Source organism: Pseudonocardia sp. P-1, from assembly GCF_058111925.1.
Genome location: NZ_CM176614.1, coordinates 5392685 through 5418514, shown reverse-complemented (window position 1 = coordinate 5418514; position 25830 = coordinate 5392685). Strand labels below are relative to the sequence as shown.

Annotated in this window: 26 protein-coding genes and 2 pseudogenes; 13 read left to right on the top strand and 15 right to left on the bottom strand. The window is 75.1% G+C overall.

All coding sequences use genetic code 11. The features are described from left to right. Window positions 1-2: 2 nt before the first annotated feature. Window positions 3-1215: pseudogene (locus tag AC0GKK_RS26460) on the bottom strand (cytochrome P450). Between the two features lie 128 nt (window positions 1216-1343). On the opposite strand from AC0GKK_RS26460, the gene AC0GKK_RS26455 reads away from it, so the two are divergent. Both AC0GKK_RS26455 and AC0GKK_RS26450 read left to right on the top strand, forming a co-directional pair. Next, window positions 1344-1514: a hypothetical protein gene (locus tag AC0GKK_RS26455; protein ID WP_489882838.1), complete on the top strand. Its 171-nt coding sequence runs from the start codon at window positions 1344-1346 to the stop codon at window positions 1512-1514. A gap of 23 nt (window positions 1515-1537) precedes the next feature. Continuing rightward, a complete protein-coding gene (locus tag AC0GKK_RS26450) occupies window positions 1538-2395 on the top strand; it encodes a YncE family protein (RefSeq protein WP_405416734.1) in 858 nt (285 codons plus the stop codon). Window positions 2396-2408: 13 nt separating this feature from the next. On the opposite strand, the gene AC0GKK_RS26445 is transcribed toward AC0GKK_RS26450, so the two are convergent. The 4 genes from AC0GKK_RS26445 to AC0GKK_RS26430 form a co-directional block, all read right to left on the bottom strand. After that, the gene (locus AC0GKK_RS26445) at window positions 2409-2984 is read right to left on the bottom strand and encodes a TetR/AcrR family transcriptional regulator (protein ID WP_476651684.1); all 576 of its coding nucleotides are present in this window, start codon (window positions 2982-2984) and stop codon (window positions 2409-2411) included. Then, complete coding sequence (locus AC0GKK_RS26440; RefSeq protein ID WP_489882837.1) at window positions 2981-3526, bottom strand: DUF4334 domain-containing protein; 546 nt, start codon at window positions 3524-3526, stop codon at window positions 2981-2983. Before AC0GKK_RS26440 ends, AC0GKK_RS26445 begins: the two co-directional genes overlap by 4 nt. Before the next feature lie 46 nt (window positions 3527-3572). Beyond that, the gene (locus AC0GKK_RS26435; protein WP_251782274.1) at window positions 3573-4865 is read right to left on the bottom strand and encodes an MFS transporter; all 1293 of its coding nucleotides are present in this window, start codon (window positions 4863-4865) and stop codon (window positions 3573-3575) included. Window positions 4866-4938: 73 nt separating this feature from the next. After that, window positions 4939-5469: a hypothetical protein gene (locus tag AC0GKK_RS26430; protein WP_251782273.1), complete on the bottom strand. Its 531-nt coding sequence runs from the start codon at window positions 5467-5469 to the stop codon at window positions 4939-4941. Between the two features lie 92 nt (window positions 5470-5561). On the opposite strand from AC0GKK_RS26430, the gene AC0GKK_RS26425 reads away from it, so the two are divergent. The 5 genes from AC0GKK_RS26425 (at window position 5562) to AC0GKK_RS26405 (ending at window position 9198) form a co-directional block, all read left to right on the top strand. Then, a complete protein-coding gene (locus AC0GKK_RS26425; protein WP_489882836.1) occupies window positions 5562-6431 on the top strand; it encodes an alpha/beta fold hydrolase in 870 nt (289 codons plus the stop codon). Window positions 6432-6462: 31 nt separating this feature from the next. After that, complete coding sequence (locus AC0GKK_RS26420; protein WP_489882835.1) at window positions 6463-6996, top strand: hypothetical protein; 534 nt, start codon at window positions 6463-6465, stop codon at window positions 6994-6996. Then, complete coding sequence (locus tag AC0GKK_RS26415; RefSeq protein WP_489882834.1) at window positions 6996-7739, top strand: enoyl-CoA hydratase/isomerase family protein; 744 nt, start codon at window positions 6996-6998, stop codon at window positions 7737-7739. The genes AC0GKK_RS26420 and AC0GKK_RS26415 overlap by 1 nt, the downstream gene beginning before the upstream one ends. Before the next feature lie 9 nt (window positions 7740-7748). Beyond that, window positions 7749-8774 carry a glycoside hydrolase family 183 protein gene (locus AC0GKK_RS26410; RefSeq protein WP_489882833.1) on the top strand — a complete coding sequence of 342 codons (1026 nt, stop codon included), beginning with the start codon at window positions 7749-7751 and terminating at the stop codon, window positions 8772-8774. Between the two features lie 82 nt (window positions 8775-8856). Next, a complete protein-coding gene (locus tag AC0GKK_RS26405) occupies window positions 8857-9198 on the top strand; it encodes a hypothetical protein (protein WP_489882832.1) in 342 nt (113 codons plus the stop codon). On the opposite strand, the gene AC0GKK_RS26400 is transcribed toward AC0GKK_RS26405, so the two are convergent. Beyond that, window positions 9161-9556 carry a hypothetical protein gene (locus AC0GKK_RS26400; protein WP_489882831.1) on the bottom strand — a complete coding sequence of 132 codons (396 nt, stop codon included), beginning with the start codon at window positions 9554-9556 and terminating at the stop codon, window positions 9161-9163. The genes AC0GKK_RS26405 and AC0GKK_RS26400 overlap by 38 nt on opposite strands. Before the next feature lie 130 nt (window positions 9557-9686). On the opposite strand from AC0GKK_RS26400, the gene AC0GKK_RS26395 reads away from it, so the two are divergent. Continuing rightward, complete coding sequence (locus AC0GKK_RS26395) at window positions 9687-10361, top strand: TVP38/TMEM64 family protein (protein WP_476651690.1); 675 nt, start codon at window positions 9687-9689, stop codon at window positions 10359-10361. Window positions 10362-10433: 72 nt separating this feature from the next. Here the strand turns inward: AC0GKK_RS26395 and AC0GKK_RS26390 are convergent, their stop codons facing one another. The 7 genes from AC0GKK_RS26390 to AC0GKK_RS26360 all read right to left on the bottom strand — a co-directional run bounded on the left by AC0GKK_RS26390 (window position 10434) and on the right by AC0GKK_RS26360 (window position 17267). Further along, entirely contained in the window at window positions 10434-10889 is a 456-nt protein-coding gene (locus tag AC0GKK_RS26390; protein WP_489882830.1) for an epoxide hydrolase N-terminal domain-containing protein, read from the bottom strand. A 45-nt stretch (window positions 10890-10934) separates the two neighbouring features. Beyond that, a complete protein-coding gene (locus AC0GKK_RS26385) occupies window positions 10935-11732 on the bottom strand; it encodes an amino acid kinase family protein (RefSeq protein WP_062395798.1) in 798 nt (265 codons plus the stop codon). Then, window positions 11729-12556 carry an amino acid kinase family protein gene (locus tag AC0GKK_RS26380; protein WP_489882829.1) on the bottom strand — a complete coding sequence of 276 codons (828 nt, stop codon included), beginning with the start codon at window positions 12554-12556 and terminating at the stop codon, window positions 11729-11731. Before AC0GKK_RS26380 ends, AC0GKK_RS26385 begins: the two co-directional genes overlap by 4 nt. Window positions 12557-12935: 379 nt before the next feature. Next, the gene (locus tag AC0GKK_RS26375) at window positions 12936-13733 is read right to left on the bottom strand and encodes an ABC transporter ATP-binding protein (protein WP_224402248.1); all 798 of its coding nucleotides are present in this window, start codon (window positions 13731-13733) and stop codon (window positions 12936-12938) included. Beyond that, on the bottom strand, window positions 13730-14851 hold the full coding sequence (locus AC0GKK_RS26370) for an iron chelate uptake ABC transporter family permease subunit (RefSeq protein ID WP_476651696.1): 1122 nt from the start codon (window positions 14849-14851) through the stop codon (window positions 13730-13732). Before AC0GKK_RS26370 ends, AC0GKK_RS26375 begins: the two co-directional genes overlap by 4 nt. Next, window positions 14848-16044, bottom strand: coding sequence for an ABC transporter substrate-binding protein (locus tag AC0GKK_RS26365; RefSeq protein ID WP_489882828.1), 1197 nt, complete (start codon window positions 16042-16044; stop codon window positions 14848-14850). The genes AC0GKK_RS26370 and AC0GKK_RS26365 overlap by 4 nt, the downstream gene beginning before the upstream one ends. 23 nt (window positions 16045-16067) lie before the next feature. Next, on the bottom strand, window positions 16068-17267 hold the full coding sequence (locus AC0GKK_RS26360) for a cysteine desulfurase-like protein (RefSeq protein ID WP_489882827.1): 1200 nt from the start codon (window positions 17265-17267) through the stop codon (window positions 16068-16070). A 107-nt stretch (window positions 17268-17374) separates the two neighbouring features. On the opposite strand from AC0GKK_RS26360, the gene AC0GKK_RS26355 reads away from it, so the two are divergent. From AC0GKK_RS26355 to AC0GKK_RS26340, 4 genes and pseudogenes are all read left to right on the top strand, one after another. Further along, window positions 17375-18703: a L,D-transpeptidase gene (locus tag AC0GKK_RS26355; protein WP_489882826.1), complete on the top strand. Its 1329-nt coding sequence runs from the start codon at window positions 17375-17377 to the stop codon at window positions 18701-18703. 90 nt (window positions 18704-18793) lie between these two features. Then, window positions 18794-19272: pseudogene (locus AC0GKK_RS26350) on the top strand (tautomerase family protein). 77 nt (window positions 19273-19349) lie between these two features. Then, a complete protein-coding gene (locus AC0GKK_RS26345) occupies window positions 19350-19967 on the top strand; it encodes a TetR/AcrR family transcriptional regulator (protein WP_405416719.1) in 618 nt (205 codons plus the stop codon). A gap of 76 nt (window positions 19968-20043) precedes the next feature. Beyond that, window positions 20044-21909: an MFS transporter gene (locus AC0GKK_RS26340; protein WP_489882825.1), complete on the top strand. Its 1866-nt coding sequence runs from the start codon at window positions 20044-20046 to the stop codon at window positions 21907-21909. Here AC0GKK_RS26340 and AC0GKK_RS26335 read toward each other — a convergent pair. After that, on the bottom strand, window positions 21812-23416 hold the full coding sequence (locus AC0GKK_RS26335) for an AMP-binding protein (protein ID WP_489882824.1): 1605 nt from the start codon (window positions 23414-23416) through the stop codon (window positions 21812-21814). The genes AC0GKK_RS26340 and AC0GKK_RS26335 overlap by 98 nt on opposite strands. Window positions 23417-24011: 595 nt before the next feature. Here AC0GKK_RS26335 and AC0GKK_RS26330 point away from each other — a divergent pair. Then, window positions 24012-25298, top strand: a complete 1287-nt coding sequence (locus AC0GKK_RS26330; protein WP_489882823.1) for an acyl-CoA dehydrogenase family protein — start codon at window positions 24012-24014, stop codon at window positions 25296-25298. Between the two features lie 3 nt (window positions 25299-25301). On the opposite strand, the gene AC0GKK_RS26325 is transcribed toward AC0GKK_RS26330, so the two are convergent. Next, on the bottom strand, window positions 25302-25793 hold the full coding sequence (locus tag AC0GKK_RS26325) for a MarR family winged helix-turn-helix transcriptional regulator (RefSeq protein ID WP_062395807.1): 492 nt from the start codon (window positions 25791-25793) through the stop codon (window positions 25302-25304). Window positions 25794-25830: the final 37 nt, after the last annotated feature.

Genomic DNA, 25830 nt, shown 5'->3' with positions numbered 1-25830 from the left:
GCTCACCAGGTGACCGGCAGCCCCCGCACTCCCCCGGTGACCTGCTCGGCCCGCACGTCCAGGTCCTCCGGGGCGACGGCGAGCCGCAGCCCGGGCAGCCGCCGGAACAGCCGCGCGAACACCGTCGCGAGCTCGGTGCGGGCCAGGCTCGCACCGATGCAGAAGTGGCCGCCGTAGCCGAAGGACACGTGCGGGTTGGGCCGGCGGGTCGGGTCGAAGGCGTCGGCGTCGTCGAACACCTCGGTGTCCCGGTTCGCCGACGCCGTCGAGATCATCACCGCGTCACCGCGGCGGATCGTGACGTCCCCGGCCTCGATGTCGGCGTGCGCGTAGCGCAGCAGCCCGAGCCCGCCGGGGGCCGACATGCGCAGGACCTCCTCGACGGTGCCGTGCAACCGGCCGTCGACGTCGGCGACGAAGGCGTCCCGGCGGGCGGTGTCGGTGAGCAGCAGGAGCACACCGAGGTCGATGCGCCCGACGGTGGTCTCGTGCCCGGCGAACAGCAGCCCGGCGGCGAGCCGGGTCAGCTCGGCCTCCCCGAAGCCGGGGTCCTCGGCCTGGGCCCGCACGAGGTCGGTGACGACGTCCTCCCCCGGGGTCTCCCGCTTCGCCGCCGCGAGCCGTCCCATGTAGCCGCGGAACTCGGTCATCGCGGTCTCGGCGTCGCCGCCGGAGCGGAGGGTCGCGACCCGCTCGGACAGCCCGCTGAAGTAGCCGCGGTCGGCGAAGGGCACGCCGAGCAGCTCGCAGATGACCAGCACCGGGAGCGGGAACGCGAGGTGGGCGTGCAGGTCCGCGACGCCGTCGGGGGACGTCTCCCTCGCGGCGACGAGGTCGTCGAGGCAGCCGTCGACGAGCTCGCCGACGTGGTCGCCGAGGCGCCGCATCCGCTTGGCCGAGAACGCGGGGACCAGCAGCCTGCGCAGCCGGTCGTGCTCGGCCTTCTCGGTCTCCACGGTGCCGGTGGGGCCGGCCAGGACCGCCGCCTCGGACACCCGGGCCGCCTGCTCGGGCCGCGGGGTGCGAGCGGCCGAGCCGCGGGTCGGCGAACAGGGAGCGCGCCTCGGCGTGCCGGGTGACCAGCCACGCCGGGTCACCGACCGGGGTGCGCACCGGCACGATCGGCCCCTCGCGGCGGAGCACCGCGTACAGCGGCGCGACGTCGATGACGTTCGGCCGGTCGAAGGGCAGCTGCGGGGCCTCGGTCGTCGTCACGGCGGAACTCCCTCGTCGTCATGATCGGGACACCGGAACGGTAGCCATCTATCGTTTTGCAGCGCAACAGGCAGGCGCACTCCTTGGCCGACGCGCGGGCATCCGGCCGGGGCGTGATGCTGGACCCCATGGCGACAGGGAAACGCATGCAGCGGGCGGCCGTCCTGGCCCTGGCCCTGCTCGCGGTGGGCTGCGCCGCGCCGCCCGACGGCCCGGCCGCCCCCGGGCGGGCGGGCACCCCGCCCGGTTCGCCGAGCCGCTGCCGCCACCGGCCGAGCCGGGCGCCGCCCCGGCGGTGACGGCCGCCCCACCCGGCCGGATCGTGCCCGTCGGCGCCGTCCCGGAGGGCATCGTCGCCGACGGGCCGACGCGCCGCGTCGCGGTCGGGGTGCGGCAGCCCGACCGGCTCGTGCTGCTCGACGCCGACTCCGCCGCCGTCGTCGGGCGGGTGCCGCTGCCGGGCGTGCTGCGCCACCTGCAGCTCGCCGGGCCGGGCGGGCCGGTCCTGGTCCCGAGCGAGAGCGCGAACGGCCTGCTGCGCGTCTCGCTGCCCGGTGGCCGGGTGTCGCCGGAGGTGATGACCGGCCCGATGGCGCACGACGCGACCGGGACGGCGGCCGGGACCGTGTTCGTCGCCAACGAGGCGGGTGGCAGCGTGTCCGTGGTCCGCGGGGACCGGGTGGTGCGCCAGCTGACCGACGTCACCCAGCCCGCCGGGCTCGCCCCCGTCGGCGACCGGGTCGGGCTGATCGACGTCCGCGAGAACACCCTCACCGTCTACGACGCCGCCACCGGCGACGGCATCCGCGAGCTCCCGGCCGGCGACGGCCCGACCCACCTGGTCGCCGACCGGCACGGCCGCATGATCGCGACCGACACCCGGGGCGGGCACCTGATCGTCTTCGACCCGGCGGGCACCCCGGCCGAGGTCGGACGGGTGGACCTGCCCGGCGAGCCCTACGGGATCGCCTACGACCCGGTCCGGGACCGCGTGTGGGTCACCGCGACCGGGGCAAACCTGCTCGTCGGCTACGACATGACCGACCCGACGCCGCGGGAGGTCGCCCGGATCCCCACCGTGCGCCAGCCGAACACGGTCGCGGTCGACCCGGACACCGGACGCCTGTTCGTCACCGGCACCGCCGACGGTGTCGTGCAGGTCGTCGACGGGCCCGCCTAGGAGCGCCCGGAGCTCACGCGCGGGCCCCGAGGGCCGGCAGCAGCACGTCGTCGCAGACCGACCGCAGGTACCCGGCGTCGGCGACGGCGGCCGGCCCGTCGAGCAGCGTCGGCGCCACCACCGCGCCCGCCAGCAGGTAGGGCAGGTGCCGGGCGGCGGGCGGGTCGGCCGGCAGCTCCCCGCGGGCGACGGCCCGCCCCACCACCGCGCGCAGCGCCTCGACCTGCGGCAGCAGCCGTGAGGACAACGCGGCCGGCAGGGCGGGGTCGCACTGCCCGGCCCCGGCCAGCCCCAGCACGATCGGCACGTCGACCGCGGCCCGCGCGGCCAGCTGGTCGACGACCGCCGCGAGGTCCCCGGCCAGCGACCCGGTGTCGATCCGATCGATCGCGATCCGGCTGCCCGCCGAGACGGCCTCCACCACCAGCGCGGCCTTGTCACCCCACTGCCGGTAGAGCGTCGCCTTGCTGGTGCGGGTCGCCGCGGCGACGGCCTCGACGGTGGTCGAGGAGTAGCCGCGTTCCGCGACGAGGGCACGGGTCGCGGCGAGCACCTCCCGGCGGCGCTCGTCGGGGAAGCGACTGGTCACTCGCGACGCAGGAAGAACAGGAACGGGTGGGTGAGGCCGCGCATGTCCATGGCACCGAGGACGGTGTCGTCGTCGACGCGCCGGAAGACGTCGTGGATCGGCAGGTCGTCGTAGCACATGGTGGCGCTGGCGACCCCGCGGTACTCGGTGGTGCGCAGCCGGGCCTTCGGCGCCCGGGTGGCGAGTGCGGGGCCCGCGGTGCGGGCGATCCGCGCGAGGGTCGCGTTCCGCAGCGCGGCCGGGTACCGGAGCAGCGCGGGCAGCGGGACCAGGGCGGGGTTGAGCGAGAACCGCCCGCCGCGGGGGTGGTCCATGACGAGCGGGTGGACGTCGTCGACGCCGTCGAACCGCTTGCCGTGCCAGCCGAAGCGACCCAGCAGCCCGTCCATCGGGTTGCCGGTGGAGATCTCGCCGCCGGACCAGTCGCCGAGCATCTCCTCCACGCGGACGGCGGGCAGCGCGTCGAAGAAGCCGAGGCCCTCCTCGAGCGTGGCGCCGTACGCGAGGTGGCGCAGCGTGTCGGCCGGTGCGGTGCTGGTCATCGCGAGCTCTCCATCGAAACGGCGACGTTTCGATGGAGAGTACCGGTCAGCGCAGCGCGGAGCCCTTCGTCTCCGGCAGGGTCAGCACCGCGACGAAGGAGATCACCGCCCCGACGGCGACGTAGACGAAGAACAGGATCGCCAGGTCCGCCTCCTGCAGCGAGGCGATGACCAGCGGCGCGGTCCCACCGAACACGGCGACGGTCAGGTTGTACCAGGCGCCGATGCCCAGGGCGCGGACCTTGGTCGGGAACAGCTCACTCATGATCGCCGGCGCGACCGAGGTCATCGCCGTGTAGAGCCCCAGCCCGACGACGAACACGACGAACATGTTCCAGAAACCGGGCCCGATCAGGAACGACAGCGGCACGACGAGCACCGCGGTGGCCGCGGACCAGACCAGCATCTGCGGCTTGCGGCCGTACCGGTCGGCGGCGGCCCCCATCGGGTACTGCAGGAGCACGAAGATCGCCGTGGCGATCGACAGCGCGAGGAACACCTCCGTCGCGTCGGCGCCGCGGGAGCGGGTCGCGAACGGGGTCAGCGCGGAGAAGAACGTGTAGTAGCAGAGCGTGTGCAGGATCGTGAAGCCGACGAGCTGCGCGACCGCCTTCGGGTGCTCACGCAGGGTCAGCATCAGCGGGTTGCGGATCCGGGCCGCGGACTCCTTGTTGTCCTCGAACTGCTCGGTCTCGCTCATCTGGCGCCGCATCCAGAGCCCGATGATCCCGAGCACCCCGCCGAGCAGGAACGGGATCCGCCAGCCCCAGGAGGCCAGCTGGTCCTCGGTCAGCGTCGCGGCCAGCACGAAGCCGGTGAGGGAGGCGAACAGCACCGCGGTGCCGGTGGAGATGTAGAAGAACGACGAGTAGCGCCCGCGCCGCTCGCGCGGGGCGATCTCGGCGAGGTAGGCCGAGGCGTTGGAGACCTCGCCGCCCAGCGACATGCCCTGCGCGATGCGCGCGAGCAGGAGCAGCACCGGCGCGAACCAGCCGATCATCGCGAACGTCGGCAGCAGGCCGATGACGAACGACCCGCCCGCCATCAGCAGGATGGTCACCAGCATCGCGGTGCGGCGGCCCCTGAGGTCGGCGAACCGGCCCAGCAGCAGACCGCCCAGCGGCCGGAAGAAGAAGGCGAGCGCGTAGGTCGCGAGCGTCGAGATGAGGGCCAGCGCCGCGTTCTCGGGCGGGAAGATCTGCGTCGCGAAGTAGATCGAGAACGTCGCGTAGATCGTCCAGTCGTACCACTCGACCGCGTTGCCGATGGACGCCGCGACCAGCGTCCGGACCGGGAGACGGTGACGTTCCGTCGTTCCGGTGGTGGGTGCCTGGGACACGGTTCCCCCTGACGTGTCGGCCGAACGGTCGGCGAACGGTAACCGTTACAGCCCGACAAATCGACCGGACTGGTCAGGAGAGGACCAGGCCGACGATCGTCGCGGTCCCGAAGACGAGCGTCACCACGTGCCCGAGCACGGCGAGCCCGCGGCGGCCGCGGCGGGTGCCGAGCACCACCGCCGTCGTCCAGGGCAGGTAGCCGAGCAGGGCGACGCCGAGGAACGGCAGGGTCAGTGCGGCGAGCACCCCGGTCGTCCCGGTGGGCACCGCACGGTCACCTGCGGGGGTCAGCTGCGCCGCGACGACCTCCCCGGCCGACGAGTCCGGCGAGGCGTCGACGGCGATCGGGTCACCGCCGGCGTCGGGGAGGAACAGGCCGTTGCAGTCGTAGCGGCCCTCCCCCAGGTCGGTGCAGTCGGTGACCTCCAGGACCCCGGGCGCGCCGACCGAGCCGGTGGCCAGGCGCAGGTCGTCGACGGCGAACCAGCCGCAGGCGAGCGCGAGCAGCAGCCACAGCGCCAGCAGGAACCCCATCCAGCCCGGGGTGGGGGTCTCCGGGTCGTCCCAGTCGACCTCGACGTCGGGGTTCCGGCGCTCACTCACACGCGCGAGTATCGCCGTCGCGCCCCGGGCACCCCATCATCATTTCTCGGTACACCGAGCCGCCCGTCCCACGATCCCGGAGGGTCCCCGCGATGCCCCTGTCCGCCGCCGCCGACGGCTTCCGACTGGCCTACGACCGTCACGGCGAGCCCGGCGCGCCGCCGGTCCTGCTGCTGCACGGCTGGCCGGGCGACCGGACGGACATGACCGCCGTCGCCGAGCGGCTGGCCCCCGCGCACGACGTCGTCGTCCCGGACCTGCGCGGGTTCGGCGGGTCCGACTCCCACGACCGCGACCCGGCCGAGCAGTACTCGGCGGCCGCGCAGGCGCGCTCGCTGACGGCGCTGCTGGGCGAGCTGGACCTGTCCGAGGTGGTCGTCGCCGGCTACGACGTCGGCAGCCGCGTCGGCCAGCAGGTCGCGAGGGACCGGCCCGACCTGCTGCGCGCGCTCGTGGTCACCCCGCCCGCGCCGGGGGTCGGGCGCCGGATCCTCGCGGAGCGGCCCGTGCGCGAGTTCTGGTACCAGTCCTTCCACCAGCTCGACCTGGCCCGCGAGCTCGTCGACGGCGACGCCCGTGCCGCCCGCGCGTACCTGCGCCACTTCTGGTCGCACTGGTCCGGCCCGGAGTTCACCCCCGACGACGAGCGCCTCGACCACCTCGCCGTCGCGTACGGGGCGCCGGGCGCGTTCGTCGCGTCGATCAACTGGTACCGCTCCGGCGGCGGCGCGGTGGCCCGCTCACTCGCCGAGACCGCACCCGACCCGGCCGACCGCGTCACCGTCCCGACGACGTTCCTGTGGCCCGAGCACGACCCGCTGTTCCCGCGCGACTGGTCCGACCGGGTCGGGGAGTTCTTCACCGACGTGACCGTCACCCCCGTCGACGGCGTCGGGCACTTCGTCCCGGTCGAGGCGCCGCAGGTGTTCGCCGACGCGGTGGCCGCGGCGGCCGCCCGGTAGGACCTGTCGTCGCGGCCGCCGCTGTGGTCCGATGATCGTCGTGGTCCGGGGATGGCGGTGGATCGGCGGAGCGGCGGTCGCGGTGCTGGCGCTCCTGGCGCTGCTGTCCTGGGTGCGCTGGGCCGGGCTGCCCGCGGACGTCGCCGTCCCCGCGACCACCGGCGGTCCCGTCGCGGTCACCGGGCCCGGGACCCGCTGGGTGTACCTGGAGACCCGCAGCGGCTACGGCTCCGCCGACGCGCTCCCGACGGTGACCGGCCCGTCCGGCCCGGTGCCGCTGGTCCCGGCGACGATGGACGAGACCTACTCCGTCGGTGCCCGCTCCGGCTTCCTGATCGGGTCGTTCGAGGTCGACGAGCCGGGCACCTTCACGCTGTCCGCCGCGCCCGGGGCACGCGGGATCGGGGTCGCGCTGGTCGTCGCCGCAGCCGGGATCGCCCCGCTGATCCTGGCGGTCCTGACGACGGTCGCGGCCGGCGTCGGCGCGATCGTGCTGCTGGTGCTGGTCCTGGTGCTGCGGCGACGCCCCCCACGCACCGCCCCGCCGCCGTGGACGGTGCACTGATGGGGACTCCGCGGGTGCACGACGACGGCGCGGTCCGGACGGTCACCCTGGACCGTCCCGAGGCCGCCAACGCACTGCACACGGGCGACGTCGACACGATCACCGGGGCCGTCACCGACCTCCCGGACCGGGTGCGGGTCGTGGTGGTCACCGGGGCCGGGGACCGCGCGTTCGGCGCCGGGATGCACCTCGACGTGTTCCGCGACGCCGCCCCCGGCGACGGTCGCGCGATCATCACCCGGCTCGCGACCTGCCTGCGCGCGGTGCGCACCGCACCGGTGCCGACGATCGCCCGGCTGAACGGCGCCTGCCTCGGTGCGGCGTTCGAGCTGGCGCTGGCCTGCGACCTGCGCGTCGCCCACGCCGGGGTGCGGGTGGGGCTGCCCGAGGTGCGCCTCGGGATCCCGTCGGTGGTCGACGCGGCGCTGCTGCCCCGCTACGTCGGTGCCGCACTCGCCCAGGAGATGGTCCTGACCGGCAGCGTGCACCGGGTCGACGAGCCCGGGACGGCGCCGCTGGTGAACCGGCTCGTCGACTCCCCCGCCGGGCTCGACGCCGCCGTCGACGACCTCGTCGCGACGCTGCTCGCCCCGACCCGCGAGGTCCTGTCGGCGCAGAAGGAACTGCTCGAGACCTGGCGCGAGCAGGGCATCACCGGCTCGGTGGAGGCGAGCGTCGACACCTTCGCGGAGGTGTTCGCGCTGCCCGCGACCCGCGACGCGATCGCGCGGTACCGCCCGTAGGGTCGCGCCATGGCCGTCACGAGCAAGATCGCCGACCTGACCGGGCCCGGGTACACCGACCGGTTCGGGATCGGCGGCACCGACCTCGGCATCCTCGCCACCGCCCCGGACGGGCGCCTGGTCGCCGTCTTCGGCGACACGTTCGACCGGGCCGGTGTCGGCGGGCCCGGCTGGCGCTCCCCGGTCGTGCTGTTCGCCGACCCCGACGACGTCCGCGGCGGCCTGCGCTGGACCGGCTCCGGCGGCGACACGGCCGACTACGCCTGCCGCCTGGTCAGCAAGCCGGCGACGAACTGGTTCCGGCTGCACCGGCGCGTCACCACGATCCTGCCGGCCGACGTCATCACCGTCGGCGACACGATGTACCTGCACGTCATGGCCAACAAGGGCCTCGGCAACGTGCTGTGGAGCGAGATCGTCGCCTCCCGCGACAACGGCGTCACCTGGCAGCGGACCGGCTGCGACTGGCCCGGCGACCACCACGACGGCCTGTTCCAGCAGCTGACCTGGTGCGACGGCGGCGACGGCTACGTCTACGCCTACACCACCGGCTTCCAGCGCCGCGACGGCCTGCTGCTGCACCGGGTGCCCGCCGACCGGATCACCGACCGCGACGCGTGGGAGCCGTGGGGCTTCGCCGGGGAGCGCTGGGACTGGGGCAACCCGCCGACGCTGACCCTCCCCGGCGCGTTCGGCGAGCTCAACCTGCGCCGGGTGCCCGGCCCGGACGGTCGCGAGCACCTGCTGCTCACCGTCTTCGACGCCGGGAACTACCGGATCGACACACTGCTGCTCGACCGCCCGAACGCCGACCTGCACCGCGCCCCGCGGACCACGGTGCTCTCCGGCTGTGGCTGGGACGACGAGGACCACGCCACCGGCCGCGTCGCACAGCTCTACGGCGGCTACGTCGTCCCCGGCTCGACGCTCGACGACCTGCACCTGGTCGTCAGCCAGTGGAACACCACGACCAACTGGCCCTACCGGGCGATGCAGTTCCGGACGGACGTCACGGAGCTGCTGCGGACGGAGTAACCCCAGGTCCCGGCGTCATGAGAAGTGGGTATCTCCCGGCCGTGACCGCATCCGGACGGGGGGGCCGCTCGTAGGGGACTCCATGAGCTCGGAGCACGACGGGACGCGCCCCTTCACCGCGACGGTGGTCGTCGGTGGCTGTCCCCTCACCGCCGAGGAGCTGCGCGTGCTGGCGCGGACGCTGCCCGAGCTGTCCCGGGTGCGGACCGCGTGCCACGAGGGCGGGCTGTTCCTGCAGGCGCGCCTCGACGACGTCGACGGCGCCGCCGCCGTGCGACGGCTGCGCCGCGCGGTGCCGCGGTTGCTGACCGGGTTCCCCGGTGTCGTCGTCGCGGCCGGCCCCGGGCCGGCGCCCCGGTCGCGGACGCCGTGGTGGCGCCCGGTGGTCAGCCCGGTTCCCGCTCCCCGGGCGGCAGGAGGCTGAAGTACCAGCGGCCCGCCTCCTCGGTGACCGACAGCGTCACCAGCACCGGTCCCGAGCGCACCTCGACCCGGTCCGGCCCGGTGGGCAGCACGGTGGGCGACCCGGTCGCCTGGAGGCGTTCGACGTAGTCGTCGACGAAACCGCGGTCCGGGGCGTCGAGCAGCAGCTCGTGCAGCCGGGCGCCGCCACCGTCGGGGGTCCGCAGCGCGGCCTCGCCACGCTCGTAGAGCGCGGCCCGGTCGTCGGCACCGCGCTCCCCCGCCGCCGCGATCAACGTGACGGTCCCGACGATCCACGCCCCGACGAACGCGACGGCGATCCACCCCAGCAGGGTGCGGGTGCGCGCCGGACGTCTCATCAGGCCGAGACTGTGTCACACCGGACACCGTCGTCCGCCGCGCACCGGTCGCCGTTCACCGGTCCGTGCCGGTGCTCACCCGAACCCCGCGGGTACCCGTACTCGTAGACCCGGGTGGAGGTGGTCGACGGTGGCCCGATGGTGGCGGCCCGTGCTGCTGGTGACGCTGGTGGCCGCGGGCTCCGCGGTACTGCTGGTCACCGGCTGGCCGACGGTCGAGGGCGTCCGTGCGACGACGGCGTCCGCGGGCTGGGCGGCACCGGTCCTGTTCACCCTGCTGTTCGTCGGGTTCACCCTGGTCCCCGCGCCCGCGACCGTGATGGGCATCGCCGCCGGGGTCCTGTTCGGCCTGCCCGTCGGCCTGGCGACGACGATGACCGCCGTCGCCGTGGGCTCGCTGATCGGCTTCGTGCTGTCGCGGACGCTGGGCCGCGAGGTCGTCGCCGGGATCGGCAGCGCCCGCATCCGCCGTCTCGACGCGCGGCTGCGCCGGGGCGGGCTGTGGGCCGTCGCCGGGGGCAGGCTGCTGCCGGTGATCCCGTTCCCGGTGCTGAGCTACGCCTGCGGGCTGACCGCGATCCGGCTGCGTGACTACCTGGCCGGGTCGGTGCTCGGGGTGGCGCCCTCGGCGGTGGCGTTCGTGACGATCGGCGCCTACGGCGGGGACCCGGCCTCGGTGCCGTTCGTGGCGGCCGTAGCCGGGCTGGTGCTCCTGACGGCCGCCGCACTCGTCGCCGGGCGACGACGGCGGCGACGCACGGAGCCCGGTGCCGCTCCGCCGGTCCCGCCGGTCCCGGTGGGCTGAGGCCCGGCTGCCCGACCCCGCCCCGGCGCCGCCCGAGCTGCGCTCGCCGGCTCCCGGCCGCGCCGACATCGATCAGTACCTCAGCGCTGTCCCCCCGTCACGCGACCGCCCTGAAGTACTGATCGATCCCCGGACTCGGGTCCGAGGGAGTGGGCGAACGCCCGGAGGTCGTCGAGGAGCGGCTCGGTGAGCGGGGCCCAGGAGGTCGAGGACGTCCGCCGGGGTGGACGGCCAGCCGTGCACCGGCAGCGGCGGTACGGCGTCGGACCGCGTCGAGCGGCGGACCAGCGCGTGCACCCCGGCGTGGTCGGGGGTGTCGACGACGACGGAGTCCGCGGCCGGCCGCTCCTCCACCGCCCGCCAGTCGACGTGGTGCCGCCAGTGGTCGGCGAGCGCGCGCAGATGGTCGGGCGGGACGCCGGAGGACCACCCGGCGCCGGACGGCACGTCGGGCCGGCGGGTGTCGTCGAGTCGGGCGTGCAGGCGGTCGATCTCCGCCTGCAGGACGGGGAACGGGTTCGGCGCCACGACACGACCGTGGCACCGGACCCGGACGGATCCCGTCCTCGGAGGTCAGGCCGAGACGACGGTCCCGATGTGCTCCCCGGCGAGGGCCTTCGTCAGGTTCCCGGCGACGGTCCCGTCGATGATCTGCACCGACCGGACGTGCCGGGCGCGCTGCAGCGTGCGCAGCGCCTCGCGGTCGATCGGCAGGGTCCGGGCGGCGTCGGCGAGCAGGTCGGCCGCGGACGCCTCGCGGAGCACGGTGTCCCCGTCGAGCACGCCGCCGACGTCGCGGACGTAGGTCAACGAGGCCGCGCCCCACGCGTCGGCCAGCAGCAGCGCGCCGGTGTCGGTGCGGTGGGCCGGGATCTTCCCGGCCGCCGTCGGCAGCTCGTGCACGCCGTAGGGCGGATAGCCGTTGGTGACGGCGGCGTTCGACGCGGCCAGGTGGACCGGCAGCTGGTGGGCGACGGTGTCGTGCCCGAGGTAGGCGACGCCCTGCTCGGCGAGCAGCGCGGCGACCAGGTGCCCGTTCTGCTCGGCCTCACGGCCGGCGATCTCGGCGAGCGCGCCGGTCGGCAGGCCCAGGTCGAGGCCGACGCCGAGCGCGTGCCGGGCACGGATCCCGGCACCGGTGGCGATCAGCAGCGGGTCCCCGGAGATCGCGGCGCGCAGCTCCTCGACGAGCGGCAGCAGCACGTCGCGGCCGCGGTCGACGATGGAGCGGCCGCCGAGCACGACCACGCGCAGGCGGGGCAGCATCCGGATGACCGGCTGCTGCTGGTCGACGGGGCGGACCTGCTCGCGGTCGAGCAGGGTCTGGCGGGCCAGCGGGGACTCGACGTCCTTGGGGTGGGTGGTGCTCATCGGGCGTCTCCCGCAGTGATGATCGTGCCCACGTGCTCGCCGGCGAGCGCGCGGGTGAGGTTGCCGGGCTTGAGACCGTTGACGATCTGGATCGAGCGGACGTGCGTCGCGCGCCGCATGAGCTCCAGCACCGGGCGCTCGACGATCAGGTCGGGCAGGTCCCGCTCGACGAGCTCGTCGACGGTGATCTCGGGGATCAGGGTCGCCGACGGGTCGTTCTTCGGGTTCGCGGTGTAGAGACCGTCCTCGTCCTTGACGAAGATCATGTTCTTGCAGCCGTAGGTCTCGGCGACCAGGTAGCAGCCGGCGTCGGTGCGGTAGGGCGGGATGACGCCCTCGTCGGGCAGCGGCTGCCACATCGCGTACGGCGGCATGCCGGCGAAGATCGCCGCGCGGACCTCGGACAGCGACAGCGGCAGCGCGTCGAACCCGCCCCCGGCGACGACCGGCACCCCGTGCCGGGCCATCAGGTAGCCGAGCATGGTGGCGTTCTGCCCGGCGACGGCGCTGCCGACCGAGCTGAGCACACCGGTGGGCAGGCCGAGCCCCGCGGCCAGGGAGTACGCGTGCCGGGCCCGGGTGCCGCCGCCGGTGCCGATCAGCAACCGGTGCGCGGACCGGGCCTCCAGCAGCTCCTCGACCAGCGGGAACACAGCCTCGCGGCCGCGGTCCATGAAGCTCTGGCCGCCGACCTTGACCACGGACACGTCGGGCAGGACCCGGGTGTCGGGAGTCCGCTCGGTGGCCGCGGCGAGCTCCGGGTCGTCGAGCGACCGGGTCAGCAGCAGCGACTCGAGCTCGGCCGCGCTCGCGGCGTGCGTCATCGCATCTCCTCGTGTTCCGGTGCGCGCACCCGGACGGGCGGCGCGGTCCAGCGCGAACCTAGCGACTCCGGGTCGCGTCGTGCCCGACGACGCCACGGACACCCCGACCGGGCTGCGGCACCGGACCCGGGCGCCGCGCCGTCGGCGCGGCCGGTCGTGCACGACCGGCCCGCTTCCGCTGATCGCGACGCCGTCCGGGTGATCCATGCCACTGTCCGGCGCCCGTTCCGCAGCTCCGCCCCCTCCCGCACTCAGCCCCCGCACCCGCGGTGCTCCCCCCACCACGTGCAGCGCCGCACAGGGTTCCGGTCCCGCCGCACAGGTCCGGGCGTGTGCGGCGCGACCGGAACCTGTGCGGCGCGGGTCCTGTGCCGGGGTCTCAGGCGCGGAGGCGGAAGGTGCCGGTGGGCGCGTCGAAGGCCAGCTCGTCGGTGTCGAACGCCGCACCCACCGCCCCGGAGGCCGCCAGCTCACCGGGCGTCCCGGTGTGCAGCGCGCCCGCGCCGTCGAGCAGCCAGGCCCGGTCCGCCAGACGCAGTGCCGGCTCCAGGTCGTGGGTGGACAACAGCACCGCGAGGTCCTGCTCCCCCGCCAGCCGGCGCAGCGTCCCGAGCAGCGCGACCCGGGAGGAGACGTCGAGGAACGCGCTCGGCTCGTCGAGCAGCAGCAGCGAGGGCTGCTGGGCCAGTGCGCGGGCGACCATCATCCGCTGCCGCTCGCCGTCGGACATCCGGGCCAGCGGGCGTCCGGCCAGCGGCCCGGCGCGGACCGCGTCGATCGCGGCGTCGACGGCGGCCTCGTCGTCGGCGGTGAGCACGCCGGTGGCGCCGGTGTGCGGCAGCCGCCCCAGCTCGACGACGTCGCGGCCGGTCAGCTGCCCCGGGTCCGGCCGGTCGGTCAGCACCACCCCGACCCGGCGGGCCCGCTCCGGTGCGCGCAGCCCGAGCAGGTCGGTGCCGTCGAGGGCGACCGTGCCGCCCAGCGCGGGCAGCAGCCCGGCGAGGGTCCGCAGCAGGGTGGACTTGCCAGCGCCGTTCGCCCCGAGCAGCACGGTCAGCTCGCCCCGTGCGGCGACGGCGTCCACCCCGGACAGCACCGGGCGCACCCGGCCGCGGCGCAGCGTCCCGCCCTCGGCGTGCCCGACGTCGAGCCCGGACAGCACCAGCCCGGCGCTCACCAGGCCGCGCCCAGGCGTCGGGAGCGCAGGAGCACCGCGATCACGACCGGTGCCCCGACCAGCGAGGTCACCACGTTCAGCGGGATCACCGTGCCCAGCCCCGGCGGGTTCGCGACGACCGCGCAGGCCAGCCCGACCAGCGCACCGGTCAGGGCGGTGGCCGGGACGAGCACCCGGTGCCGCGAGGTGCCGACCGCCATCCGGGCGAGGTGCGGCACGGCGATGCCGAGGAACCCGATCGGTCCGCAGAACGCGGTGACCGTCCCGGCCAGTACGGCGGCGACGAGCAGCACGACCAGCCGCACCCGGGCGACGTCGACACCGGCGGTGCGGGCGTAGTCGTCGCCGAGCAACAGCCCGTCGAGCGGCTTGGCCAGCAGGATCACCGCCAGCAGCCCGGCCGCGACGATCCCGCCGAGGACCGGCAGCTCGCCGCGGCCGACGCCGGACACCGAGCCGAGGCCCCACATCAGGTACTGCTGCGCGGTGCGCGGGTCGGTCCAGACCAGCAGCAGGCTGACCACCGAGGTGACCGCCGACCCCAGCATCACGCCGATCACGAGCAGTGCGGTGACCGACCGGGCGAACCGCGACAGTGCCAGCACCAGCGCGAGCACGGCGGCGGCACCGACCGCCGCGGCCACGACCGTCGTGAGCCGCCCCCCGACGACCGGTGCGGCGCCGAGCCCGCCGGTGGCGAACGCGGCGGTCCCCGCGGCCGCGCCGAGCGTGGTCACCAGCGCGACGCCCAGCCCGGCTCCGGCGCTGACCCCGAGTACGTAGGGCTCGGCCAGCGGGTTGCGGAACAGGGTCTGGGTGAGCAGCCCCGCGGTGCCCAGCCCGACGCCGACGGCCGCCGCGGTCACCGCCCGCGGGACCCGCAGGTCGGTGACGAGCAGGTCGAGCCGGGCGTCGGTGGTGCCGATGCCGAGCAGCGCCGACAGCGTCCGGTCGAGCCCGATCACCACCGACCCGGTCGAGACGGCCAGGGCGAACAGCACGACGACACCGGTGGCGAGCACGGCCAGGACCAGCGGCGCCCGGCGTCCCGAGCGTTGTCCGGCCCGGTCCGGGACCCGGGTCGCCGGAGCGGGCGACGCCGGCGCGGCCGGCCTCATCCGGCGGGCACCTGCCGGTAGTAGGTGAACGCGTGCCCGGGCAGGGCCTGCGGGTGCAGGATCGCGACGAGGTCGGCGAGGATCTCGTCCTGGTGGAGCGCGCCGCGCTCGTAGAGGGCGTTGCCGCCGTCGGCGGTGGTGGCCCTGTCGCGGGTCCACAGCTGCCCGCCGGGGCGGGCCGCGGCGAGCGAGGACAGCCGCGGGTCGAGTGTCGCGACGTCGGCGGTCGTGGCGAACGGGCCGTCGGCGAGCCAGATGCGGGCGTCGCCGTCGTCGGCCAGCACCCGCTCCAGCGACTGCGCCTGGGTGCCGGTGCCGGGCATCCCGGCGCCCAGCCAGGTGGCGCCGGCGTCGCGGAAGAGGATGCCCGCGGTCGACTCGGCGGCCGGGACGTTCCAGGTGCCCTGGTAGGGCTGCCCGGCGACGATCGGGGTCGGCGGCAGGCCGCGCACGCGACCGGCGAGGTCGGTGTAGCGGCCCGCGATGCCGTCGAAGACCTCCGCGGCGCGGGCGTCCTGCCCGGTCAGCGCACCGACGACCTTGATCCACTCGGCCTGGCCGAGCGGGCCGGTCTCCAGGTAGTCCGCCCAGCCGACCACCGGGATCCCGGCGGCGGCCAGCGCCGGGAAGGCCGGGTCGTCGGTCCCCGCCGACAGCACGACCGGCGGCGCGGCGGCGACGACGGCCTCGGCGTCGATCGTGGAGTTCGGCGCGAACTCGACGGCGGCACCGGACTCGACGCGACCGCGCACGGCCGGGTCGGTGACCAGCGCGGCCCCGCCGACGCCGGTGATCCGGTCGAGCCCACCCAGTTCGGTGATCATCGGTAGCTGGGTGGTCGAGCCGGCGAAGATCCCGCTCACCGGGGTGTGCACCACCGGGGCCACGGCGAGCGCCGCGGGCAGCGCCGGGTCGCCCTGTCCGCAGCCGACGAGCACGACCGACTGCGGCTGCCCACCCGGGAAGGGCGTGCGGACGGTCAGGACCCGGTAGCCGTCGCCGCCGGTGATCGTGACGTTGGTGGCGTGGCCGAAGGCGACCGTGTCGTCCGGGGCGGATGCGGCGCCGGGCACGCAGTCCTGTGCCGCCGCTGCGGTCCCACCGGGGGCCTGCGGTGCCGCGGCGGGTGCCGAGCACCCGACGACGAGGGACAGTGCGAGCAGGGCCGCGAGGACCCACCGAGGACGCGTCACCTGAACAGTCTCACATATGTGGATCAGGCCCCGACGAAGTCGGAGAGCCCGTCCAGGAGCCGGTCGACGTCGGCGTCGTCGGTGTAGCAGGCGAGCCCGATCCGCAGGGATCCGGTGTCCCCCAGGCCGAGCCGCCGCGAGCACTCGAGCGCGTAGAACGACGAGGCGGGCGCCGCGATCCGTCGCTGCGCCAGGTGCCGGTAGGCGTCGGCGGCGTCGCGGTCGTCGAAGGTCACCAGCAGGGTCGGGGTCCGCCGGGCCGCCCGGGAGCGCACGGTGACCCCGGGCAGGGCGGCGAGGTGGGCCTCGATGCGCTCGCGCAGCGGCCGCTCGTGCTCCTCCACCGCGGCCATCGACGCCTGCAGCCGCGCCCGGCGGTCCCCGGTCGCCGACGGGTCCAGGGCGGCGAGGAACTCGACGGCGGCGGTGGTCCCGGCGAGCAGCTCGTAGGGCAGGGTGCCGAGCTCGAAGCGCTCGGGCACCGCGTCGCTCGACGGTGCCAGCTTCGCCGGGTGCAGGGTCTCCAGCAGCGCCGGGTCGGCGGCGAGCACCCCGCAGTGCGGGCCGAGGAACTTGTAGGGCGAGCAGGCGTAGAAGTCGGCGCCGACCGCGGCGACGTCGATCGGGGCGTGGGCGGTCAGGTGCACACCGTCTACCATGAACAGCGCCCCGGCGGCATGCACGGCTGCGGCGATCGCGGGCAGGTCGGGGCGGGTCCCGACCAGGTTCGACGCCCCGGTCACCGCGACGAGCCGGGTGCGGTCGGACAGCAGCGGCGTCACGTCGTCGAGCTCGGTGGTGGCGGGGTCGAAGTCGAGCCACCGGACCGTCACCCCGACCGCCTGCGCGGCGGTCACCCAGGGGCGGATGTTCGCGTCGTGGTCGAGGCGGGTCACGACGATCTCGTCGCCCGGCGACCAGGTCGCGGCCAGCGTGCGGGCGAGGTCGAAGGTCAGCGCGGTCATGCTGCGCCCGAACACGATCCCGCGCGGGTCCGCGCCGAGCAGGTCGGCGGTCGCGGCGCGGGCGCCGAGCACGATCGCGTCGGCGGCGCGCTCACCGCTGGTGACCGTCCCGCGGTTGGCCAGCGGCGAGGTCATGGCGGCGGCCACCGCCCCGGCGACGGCGTCGGGGACCTGGGAGCCGCCGGGCCCGTCGAAGTGGGCGATCCCGGCGCGCAGGGCGGGGAAACGGCTGCGGACGGCGGCGACGTCGTAGCTCATGGCGGAACCCTGTCACGCCGTCGCCGCGGACGCGCCCGGGCAACGATCACATGTCGTCGGGGTGTCGCACCGCCCGTGTGGGTGACACGCGGGCCATGATCCTCGGCATGTCGAGGTCCTGGGAGCACTCGCGCGGGCGCCACACCCCACGCCGGCGGCGACGCTCGGTGCACCGTCGCACCTGGGCGGTGCTCGCGACCTCGCTGGTCGCACTGGTGGTCCTGCTCGCGGGCGGGACCGCCGCGATGGCGGGCGGCCGGATCGGTGACACCGTCGGCGGCGGCGTCGACTCGCTGGCCCGCAACCTCGCCGGTGCCGTCGACCGCCTCCGTCCGGCCCCGGCCGTGCCACCCGTACCCCCCGTCCCCGAGGTCCTCACCAGCGTCCCGGCCGGCGGTGCCCCGGTCGCCCCGCGCAGCCCGGTCCGCACCGAGGTCAGCACCGGGACCCTCGACGGCGTCGCGCTCACCGCCGACTCCGACGACGGGCCGGTCACCGTCGCGGGCACCCTGTCCCCCGACGGCCGCAGCTGGACCGCCACCGAGCCGCTGGACCTCGCCACCACCTACCACTGGTCGGGCAGCTGGGTGGTGGGCCCGCAGGACCGGCGCCCGGTGCCCCCGGCCCCGTTCACCACCGTCGACCCCGACGACACCGTCGACGCAACCATGAACATCCGCGACGGCGGCGAGGTCGGCATCGGCGCCCCGGTCGTGCTCACCTTCGGCGAGAGGCTCCCCGACGCCGCGAAGGCCACCGTCGAGCGGGCGCTGCGCGTCACCGCGTCACGGACGGTCGAGGGTGCCTGGGCGTGGCTGCCCGACACCGCCGAGGGCTCGCGGGTGCACTACCGCCCGAAGGCCTACTGGCCCGCGCACACGCAGGTCCACGTGCGGGGCGCGCTGCGCGGCCTCGACCTGGGCGACGGCACCTTCATGACGAAGGACCTGGACCGGACCTTCACCGTGGGACGCAGCCAGATCGTGAAGGCCGACACCCGCAGCCACGCGATCGTCGTCGTCCGCGACGGCAGGGAGGTCGCCCGCTACGACGCCTCCTACGGCCTGGAGTCCGACCCGCGCCGGGTGACCCGCTCCGGCATCCACGTGGTCATGGCCAAGTCGGAGAAGGTGCTGATGAGCAACCCCGACTACGGCTACGTCGACGAGCCCCAGTTCTGGGCGGTCCGGATCTCCAACAACGGCGAGTTCATCCACGCCAACCCCGCGTCGTCGTGGGCGCAGGGCAACCGCAACGTCAGCCACGGCTGCATCAACCTGTCCACCCGTGACGCGAAGGAGTTCTTCGCGGGCGCCGTGTTCGGCGACCCGGTCGAGGTGACCGGCAGCTCGCAGCCGCTGACCGCCCGCGACGGCGACCTCTACGACTGGACGATCCCCTGGGACGAGTGGCGCTCGCTGAGCGCGCTGTCCTGACCGCCCCTCCCCCGGTCTCCCGGTGGACCACCTGCCGGGACCGCCTCCGCACCGAACCGGACCGTTTGGTCCGGGACCGATCGGTCCGCTATGGTCGACCCCGACCCGGCACCGACGGAAGGCGTCCCCATGCCCCTCTGGACCGTCCACCACAGCGCGGACTGCCTCCGCCCCGACGACCGCCGGACCCTGGCCGAGGGCATCACGGGGATCTACTCCATGCTGCCGTCGTTCTATGTCGGCGTGGTGTTCCAGGCGGCCGAGCCCGGCGCGCTGTTCATCGGCGGAGCCCCCGGGAGCGGTTCGTCCGGATCCAGGTGGACCACATCGCCCGGACCCTGCCCGACGCGTCCGCGCGCGTCCGCCTGATCGGGCGGGTCGGCGACCTCCTGACCCCCTTCATGGCCGAGCGCTCCCTGGACTGGGAGCTCCACGTCGACGAGACCTCCCGCGACCTCTGGCTCATCCAGGGGATGCGCCCACCGGGTCCCGGGACCCCGGGCGAGCGCCTGTGGGCCGAGCGCGGCGCACCGGTCCCCTACGACGACGTCGCCGCGGCCCGCCCCTGATGCCGGCACCCGGAGCGGGACCGGCAGGCCCCGGCACGACGGCACACCCGGACCGATCGGTCCGTTACCATCGACGGATGGCTCGCACCCCCGCCCCGGGCACCCGGGAGCGCATCCTCACCACCGCGTCGCGGCTGTTCTACGCGCACGGGGTCCGCGCGATCGGGATGAACCGGATCATCGACGAGGCGGGTACCGGGAAGAACCTGCTCTACCAGCACTTCACCACCAAGGACGACCTGGTCGCGGGCTACCTCGCCCGGGTCCGCGAGCGTCGGGCGGACGCGATCCACCGGGCCCTCGACGCGGCGGGCGACGACCCGCGCGCCCGTCTGGTCGCGCTGGTCGGCGAGCTCGGCGACCTGGTGACCCGCACGGGCTCGCGCGGCTGCGCCTTCCGCAACTACCTCGTCGAGTTCCCCGCCGACGACGCCGCGGGTACCACCGACGCCGCCGACACCGCCGCCGGGGCCGACACACCCGCGGTCCTGGCCCGGGAACACCTGGCGGACGTTCGGGCGATCATCGACGGACTGGTCGGCGAGCTCGGGACCGACGACCCCGGCCGGCTCGCCGACGAGCTCTGCCTGCTCGTCGACGGGCTGTTCATGCAGGCCGCCCACCGCGACCCGGCCGACGTCCGGCGCGGCGCCGACACCGCTGTACGGCTCACCCGGCACCTCGTCGGGGCCTGACCCCACGACCCGTCGTACCCGTCCCACCTGCCCGTACGCCGGGTCGGACCGATCGGTCCGTCACGAGAGGACACCCATGACCGCGCCCCGGCCCGGTGCCGTGCTGCTGATCACGTCTGCGGCGGCGTTCCTGTCCAGCCTCGACCTGTTCATCGTCAACATCGCCTTCCCCGACATCCGCGCGTCGTTCCCCGGCACCGACCTCGGGCAGATGTCGTGGATCCTCAACGGCTACACGGTGGTGTTCGCGGCGTTCCTCGCCCTCGCCGGGCGGCTCGGCGACCGCTTCGGGCACAAGCGGATCTTCCTGACCGGGCTCGCCGTGTTCACGCTCGCGTCGGTCGCGTGCGCGGTGGCGCCGACCGTGTGGCTGCTGGTGGCGGCGCGGGCGGTGCAGGCCGTGGGGGCGGCGTTCGTCATGCCCACCTCGCTGTCGCTGCTGCTCGCCGCGTACCCGGCCGAGCACCGCAGCCGCGCCGTCGGCGCGTGGGCCTCGATCGGCGCGGTCGCCGCGGCGCTGGGCCCACCCCTGGGCGGGCTGCTCGTGCAGGCGTCGTGGCACTGGGTGTTCCTGGTGAACGTCCCGGTCGGGGTCGCGGCGCTGCTGGCCGGGGCGCGGGTGCTGCGCGAGTCGGACGTCGCACCGACCGGGATGCCCGACCTGCTCGGCGCCCTGGCCCTGGTCGTGGGCATCGGCGCGCTCGCCTTCGCCCTGGTCCGCGCTCCGGATCACGGGTGGCTCTCGGCGGAGGTCCTCACCGCCGGCGGGATCGCGGTCCTCGGCCTGGTCGCGGTCGTCCTGCGGTCGCGGCGGCACGCCGTCCCGGCCCTGGACCTCGCCGTCGTCCGGGTGCCGGCCGTCGGGTTCGCCGCGCTGACGATGGTGGCCTTCACGTGCGGGTTCGCCGGGATGCTGGTCGTGAACGTGCTCTACCTGACCGGGACCTGGGGCTGGACGGCGCAGCTCGCGGGCCTGGCCCCCGCCCCGGGGCCGATGGTCGTGGTCGTCGTATCGAGGCTCGCCGGTCAGCTGTCGGCGCGGATCGGGACCGGTGCGACGGCGGCACTCGGTGCCCTCGCCTTCGCGGCCGGGCCCGTCTGGTGGCTGGCCCACCTGGGCCTCACGCCCGACTACGCCGCAGGCATGCTCCCCGGGCAGCTGCTCACCGGGCTCGGCGTCGGGCTGATCCTGCCCACGCTCTCGTCCGTGGTCGGTTCCGCGCTGCCCGCACCGCAGTGGGGTTCGGGTTCGTCGCTGATCAACACCGCCCGCCAGGTCGGGTCCGTGCTGGGCGTGGCCCTGCTCGTCTCGGTGATCGGCGTGCACACCACCGGGCTGCCGTCGGAGTTCGGCTCGGTCCGGGCCGGGTGGGTGCTCCTCGCGGGGTCGGCGGTCGTCGCCGCGCTCCTCGCGCTCGTGCTCGCCGCAGCCGAACGACGGCCGGCTCGGGTCACCGCGGATCCCGACACCGCGGTCGGCTCCCCCGTCGACGCCCACGCCGACGGTCGGATGCGCGGCGTCCCACCCGTGGTGCGCGGGATCGTCCGGGACGGCCGCGGGCGGCCGCTGGCCGGAGCGGTCGGCACGGTGATCGACGCCGGCGGCGCCGAGCTGGCCCGGGCGGTGACCGGACCCGACGGCCGGCTCGCCGTCCCGGTGGACGGCGCCCGGGTCGCGCCGGGCACGCACGTGGTCCTCGTGGTGACCGAGGCGGGTCACCACCCCGGGCCCACCGAGTGCCGATGGGCGGTGAGACGGCCCTGTCGCTGGTGCGGCGGGACGCGCCGGTGGCCGACCCGCCCTGACCCGGTCGCCGTCTCCCGCGGGGGCACGTCACCGCTAGCTAGCGGATCCGGCGTTCCTCCCCTGCCCACGCCTCCTCGCGCAGCACGAACTTCTGGATCTTCCCGGTGGAGGTCTTCGGCAGCTCGGCGAAGGTGACCCGCTTGGGGGCCTTGAACCGCGCCAGTCGCCCGCGCACGTGCTCGACGATCTCGTCCTCGGTGGCGCTCTCGCCCTCGCGCAGGGTCACCCACGCGGCCGGGACCTCGCCCCACCGCTCGTCGGGGACGGCGATCACCGCGACCTCCAGCACGGCCGGGTGGTCGGCGATGGCCTGTTCCACCTCGACGCTGGCGATGTTCTCCCCACCGGAGATGATCACGTCCTTCGAGCGGTCACGGAGCTCGACGTAGCCGTCGGGGTGCATGACGCCGATGTCGCCGGTCCGGAACCAGCCGTCCGGCGCGGCGTCGCGGGTGGCCTGCTCGTCGTCGAGGTAGCCGAGCATCACGTTGTTGCCGCGCAACGCGATCTGGCCGGTCGTCTCCCCGTCGGCGGGGACGTCGGCGCCGTCGTCGTCGATCACCCGGACCGCACAGGCGATCATGTTCCCGACGCCCTGGCGGGCCTTCATCCGGGCCCGGGCGTCGGCGTCGAGGTCGTTCCACTCCGGACGCCAGTCGCAGATCATCGCCGGGCCGAACGTCTCGGTGAGCCCGTAGAGGTGGGTCACCTCGAACCCGAGCTCGGCCATCCGGCGCAGGATCGCCGGGCTCGGCGGTGCTCCCCCGGTCGCGACGGCCACCGGGGTCTCCACCGGCCCGGCCTCCGGCGCGTAGGCGATCATCGACAGCACGGTGGGGGCGCCGTTGAGGTGGGTGACGCCCTGGTCGCGCACGAGCTCCCAGATCCGGGCCGGCTCGACCTTCGGCAGGCAGACGTGGGTGGCGGCGGCCGCGGTGACCGCCCAGGGGAAGCACCAGCCGTTGCAGTGGAACATCGGCAGCGTCCACAGGTGCACCGACGACGCGGTCAGCCCGGTGTGGCCGACCATCGCGAGCGCCTGCAGGTAGGCGCCCCGGTGGTGGTACATCACGCCCTTCGGGTTCCCGGTGGTCCCGGACGTGTAGTTGATCGACAGCAGGCCGCGCTCGTCGGCGGGCCGCACCGCGGTGGGCTCCCCCTCCTCGACGAGGCGCTCGTAGTCCGGGCCGACCCGCACCGTGTGCGGCGGGGCGTCGAGGCGGGTGACGACCTCGGCGACGAGGTCGTCGAACACCGGGTCGGCCACCAGCACCGAGGCGTGGGAGTGCTCCAGGATGTAGGCGACCTCGCCCGCCGAGAGCCGGGTGTTGACCGCGACCAGCGCCGTCCCCGACCACGGGACCGCGTGCGCCGCCTCCAGCCCGACGTGGGTGTTCGGCACGAGGACCGCGACCGGGCGCCCGTCGTGCAGCGCGGCGAGCGAGCCCGCCAGGCGCCGGCAGCGGTCGCGGAACTCGGTGTAGGTGAACCGCAGGTCGCCGTCGACGACCGCGACCCGGTCGCCGTGCGCCGCCGCGGCCCGGTCGAGGAACGCCGTGGGGGTCAGCGGCTCGTAGGACAGGTCCACCAGGTCGGCCGGGACACCCGCCGGGTGGACGGGGACGGGAGCCTCGTCGGTCATCCCCCGAGCCTCCCCGCCGGCGCCCGGGCACGCAATCGCCCCGCCCGCCCGGTGACCCGGCGTCCGCGCACGGTGATCCCGCCCGCACGGTGGACCCGCCCGCCCGGTGACCCGCCGTCCGCGCACGGTGGTCCCGCCCGCACGGTGATCCCGACCGCACGGTGATCCCGACCGCACGGTGATCCCGACCGCAGCGTGATCGCGAGCCCGCGCGTGATCCGTCGTCCGCGCGGTGATCCACTCCGCGCGCGCGTCCGGACGCGCGCGCGGAGCGGATCACCGCGCGCATCGCCGATCACCGGTTCGGCCGGCCACCGACGGCCGGCTCCGTCGACAACCTGCTCCGTCGATCGCCGCACCGCCGGCCACCGGCACCACCGACCACCGGCACCACCGAGCACCGGCACCACCGAGCACCGGGCCCCGTCGATCACCGCACCGCCGGCCACCGGCACCACCGACCACCGCACCGCCGGCCACCGGCACCACCGACCACCGACCCCGTCGACCACCGGCTCGGCGGCGGCCCTGTCCACGTCGTGGCGGGCTGGGTTACGTTCGCAGTGGCAACGAGGCTCGTCGGGAGGCGGACGCGATGGCGTGGGACTTCAGCACCGATCCGGAGTTCGAGGAGAAGCTGAAGTGGATGCGCGGCTTCGTCCGCGACGAGATCATCCCGCTCGAGACCCTCGACCTGGACCGGGAGACCTTCGCCCGGATCACCGCCCCGCTCAAGGAGCAGGTCAAGGAGCAGGGCCTGTGGGCCGCGCACCTGCCCCCGGGGCTCGGTGGCGGCGGGTTCGGCCAGGTCTCCCTCGGGCTGATGCACGAGATCCTCGGCCAGTGCCGCTACGCGCCGGGGGTGTTCGGCAACCAGGCCCCCGACTCGGGCAACGCCGAGCTGCTCGCGATCGGCGGGTCGCCGGAGCAGAAGGAACGCTGGATGCACCCGCTGCTGCGCGGTGAGCTGCGGTCCTGCTTCTCGATGACCGAGCCCGGCGCCGGTGCGGACCCGACGATGCTGTCCACCCGGGCCGTGCGCGACGGCGACGACTACGTCATCAACGGCCACAAGTGGTTCTCCTCGAACGCCACCGGCTCGGACTTCCTGATCGCGATGGTGGTGACCGACCCGGACGCGCCCCCGTACCAACGGGCCTCGATGATCGTCGTCCCGACCGACACCCCGGGGGTCGACGTGGCCCGCGACATCCCGGTGATGGACCACCCCGACGTCGGCGGCGAGATCTACGGCGGCCACGCCGAGGTGTTCTACCGCGACGTCCGGGTGCCGGCGACGAACCTGGTCGGCAACCCCGGCGACGGCTTCAGGCTCGCCCAGCAGCGGCTCGGCCCAGGGCGCATCCACCACGCGATGCGCTGGCTGGGCCAGTCCCGGCGGGCGTTCGACATGCTGTGCGAGCGCGCGGTGTCGCGGACGGCGAGCGGCACGCGGCTCGCCGACAAGCAGATGGTGCAGGACATGATCGCGCAGTCCGCTGCGGACATGGCCGCGGCGCGTCTGCTGACCCTGCACGCGGCGTGGACGATGGACCAGGTCGGCGCCTCGAACGCCCGGATCGAGATCGGGATGATCAAGTACTGGGGCGCGAAGGTGCTGCACGACGTGATCGACCGCGCGATCCAGGTGCACGGCTCGCTGGGCTTCTCCGGGGATCTGCCGCTGGAGCAGATGTACCGGGCGGCCCGTGCCGCGCGCATCTACGACGGCCCCGACGAGGTGCACAAGGAGTCCGTCGCGCGGCGCATCCTGCGCGGCTACACCCCGGTGGAGGTCCCCACCGAGCACGTCCCGACCCGCACCGCGGCCGCGCGCCGGAAGTTCGCGGAGTACCTGGACACCGCGGCGGCGAACGCCTGAACCTCAGGCCGGCGTGGACTTCTGCGCCGGCCCGGCGGCGAGGTCGGCGCGGTAGTCCGCGACCAGCGCGTTCATCGCGGTGAGGAAGCGGGCCGCGGCGGCGAGCTCGTCGTCGTCGAAGCCGGCGAGCACGGCGTCCATCCGAGCGCCGAGCGGGCCGAAGAACGCCCCGCCGACCTCGGCGGCGTTCTCGGCCTGGCGCAGGGTCACCCGCCGCCGGTCGGTGGACTCGCGGCTGCGGCGCACGTGGCCCGCGCGCTCCAGGCGGTCGACGAGCGCGGTCGTCGCACCCGTGGACAGCCCGAGCCGGGCGCCGAGGACGCCCGGGGTCAGCGGCTCGCCCGCGGAGTCCGCGCGCATCACCGCGAGCAGCGCGTGCAGGTCGGTGGGGTGCAGCCGGTGCCGCCCGGCGAACTCCTGGCCGAGCAGCTCGGCCTCGCCCGCGTAGTCCTGCAGCAGCGCGACCAGGTCCTCACGTCGCGTCCGGGCAGGCATGCCGACGAGCCTAGTCGCGTGCGGCGACACACCGGGC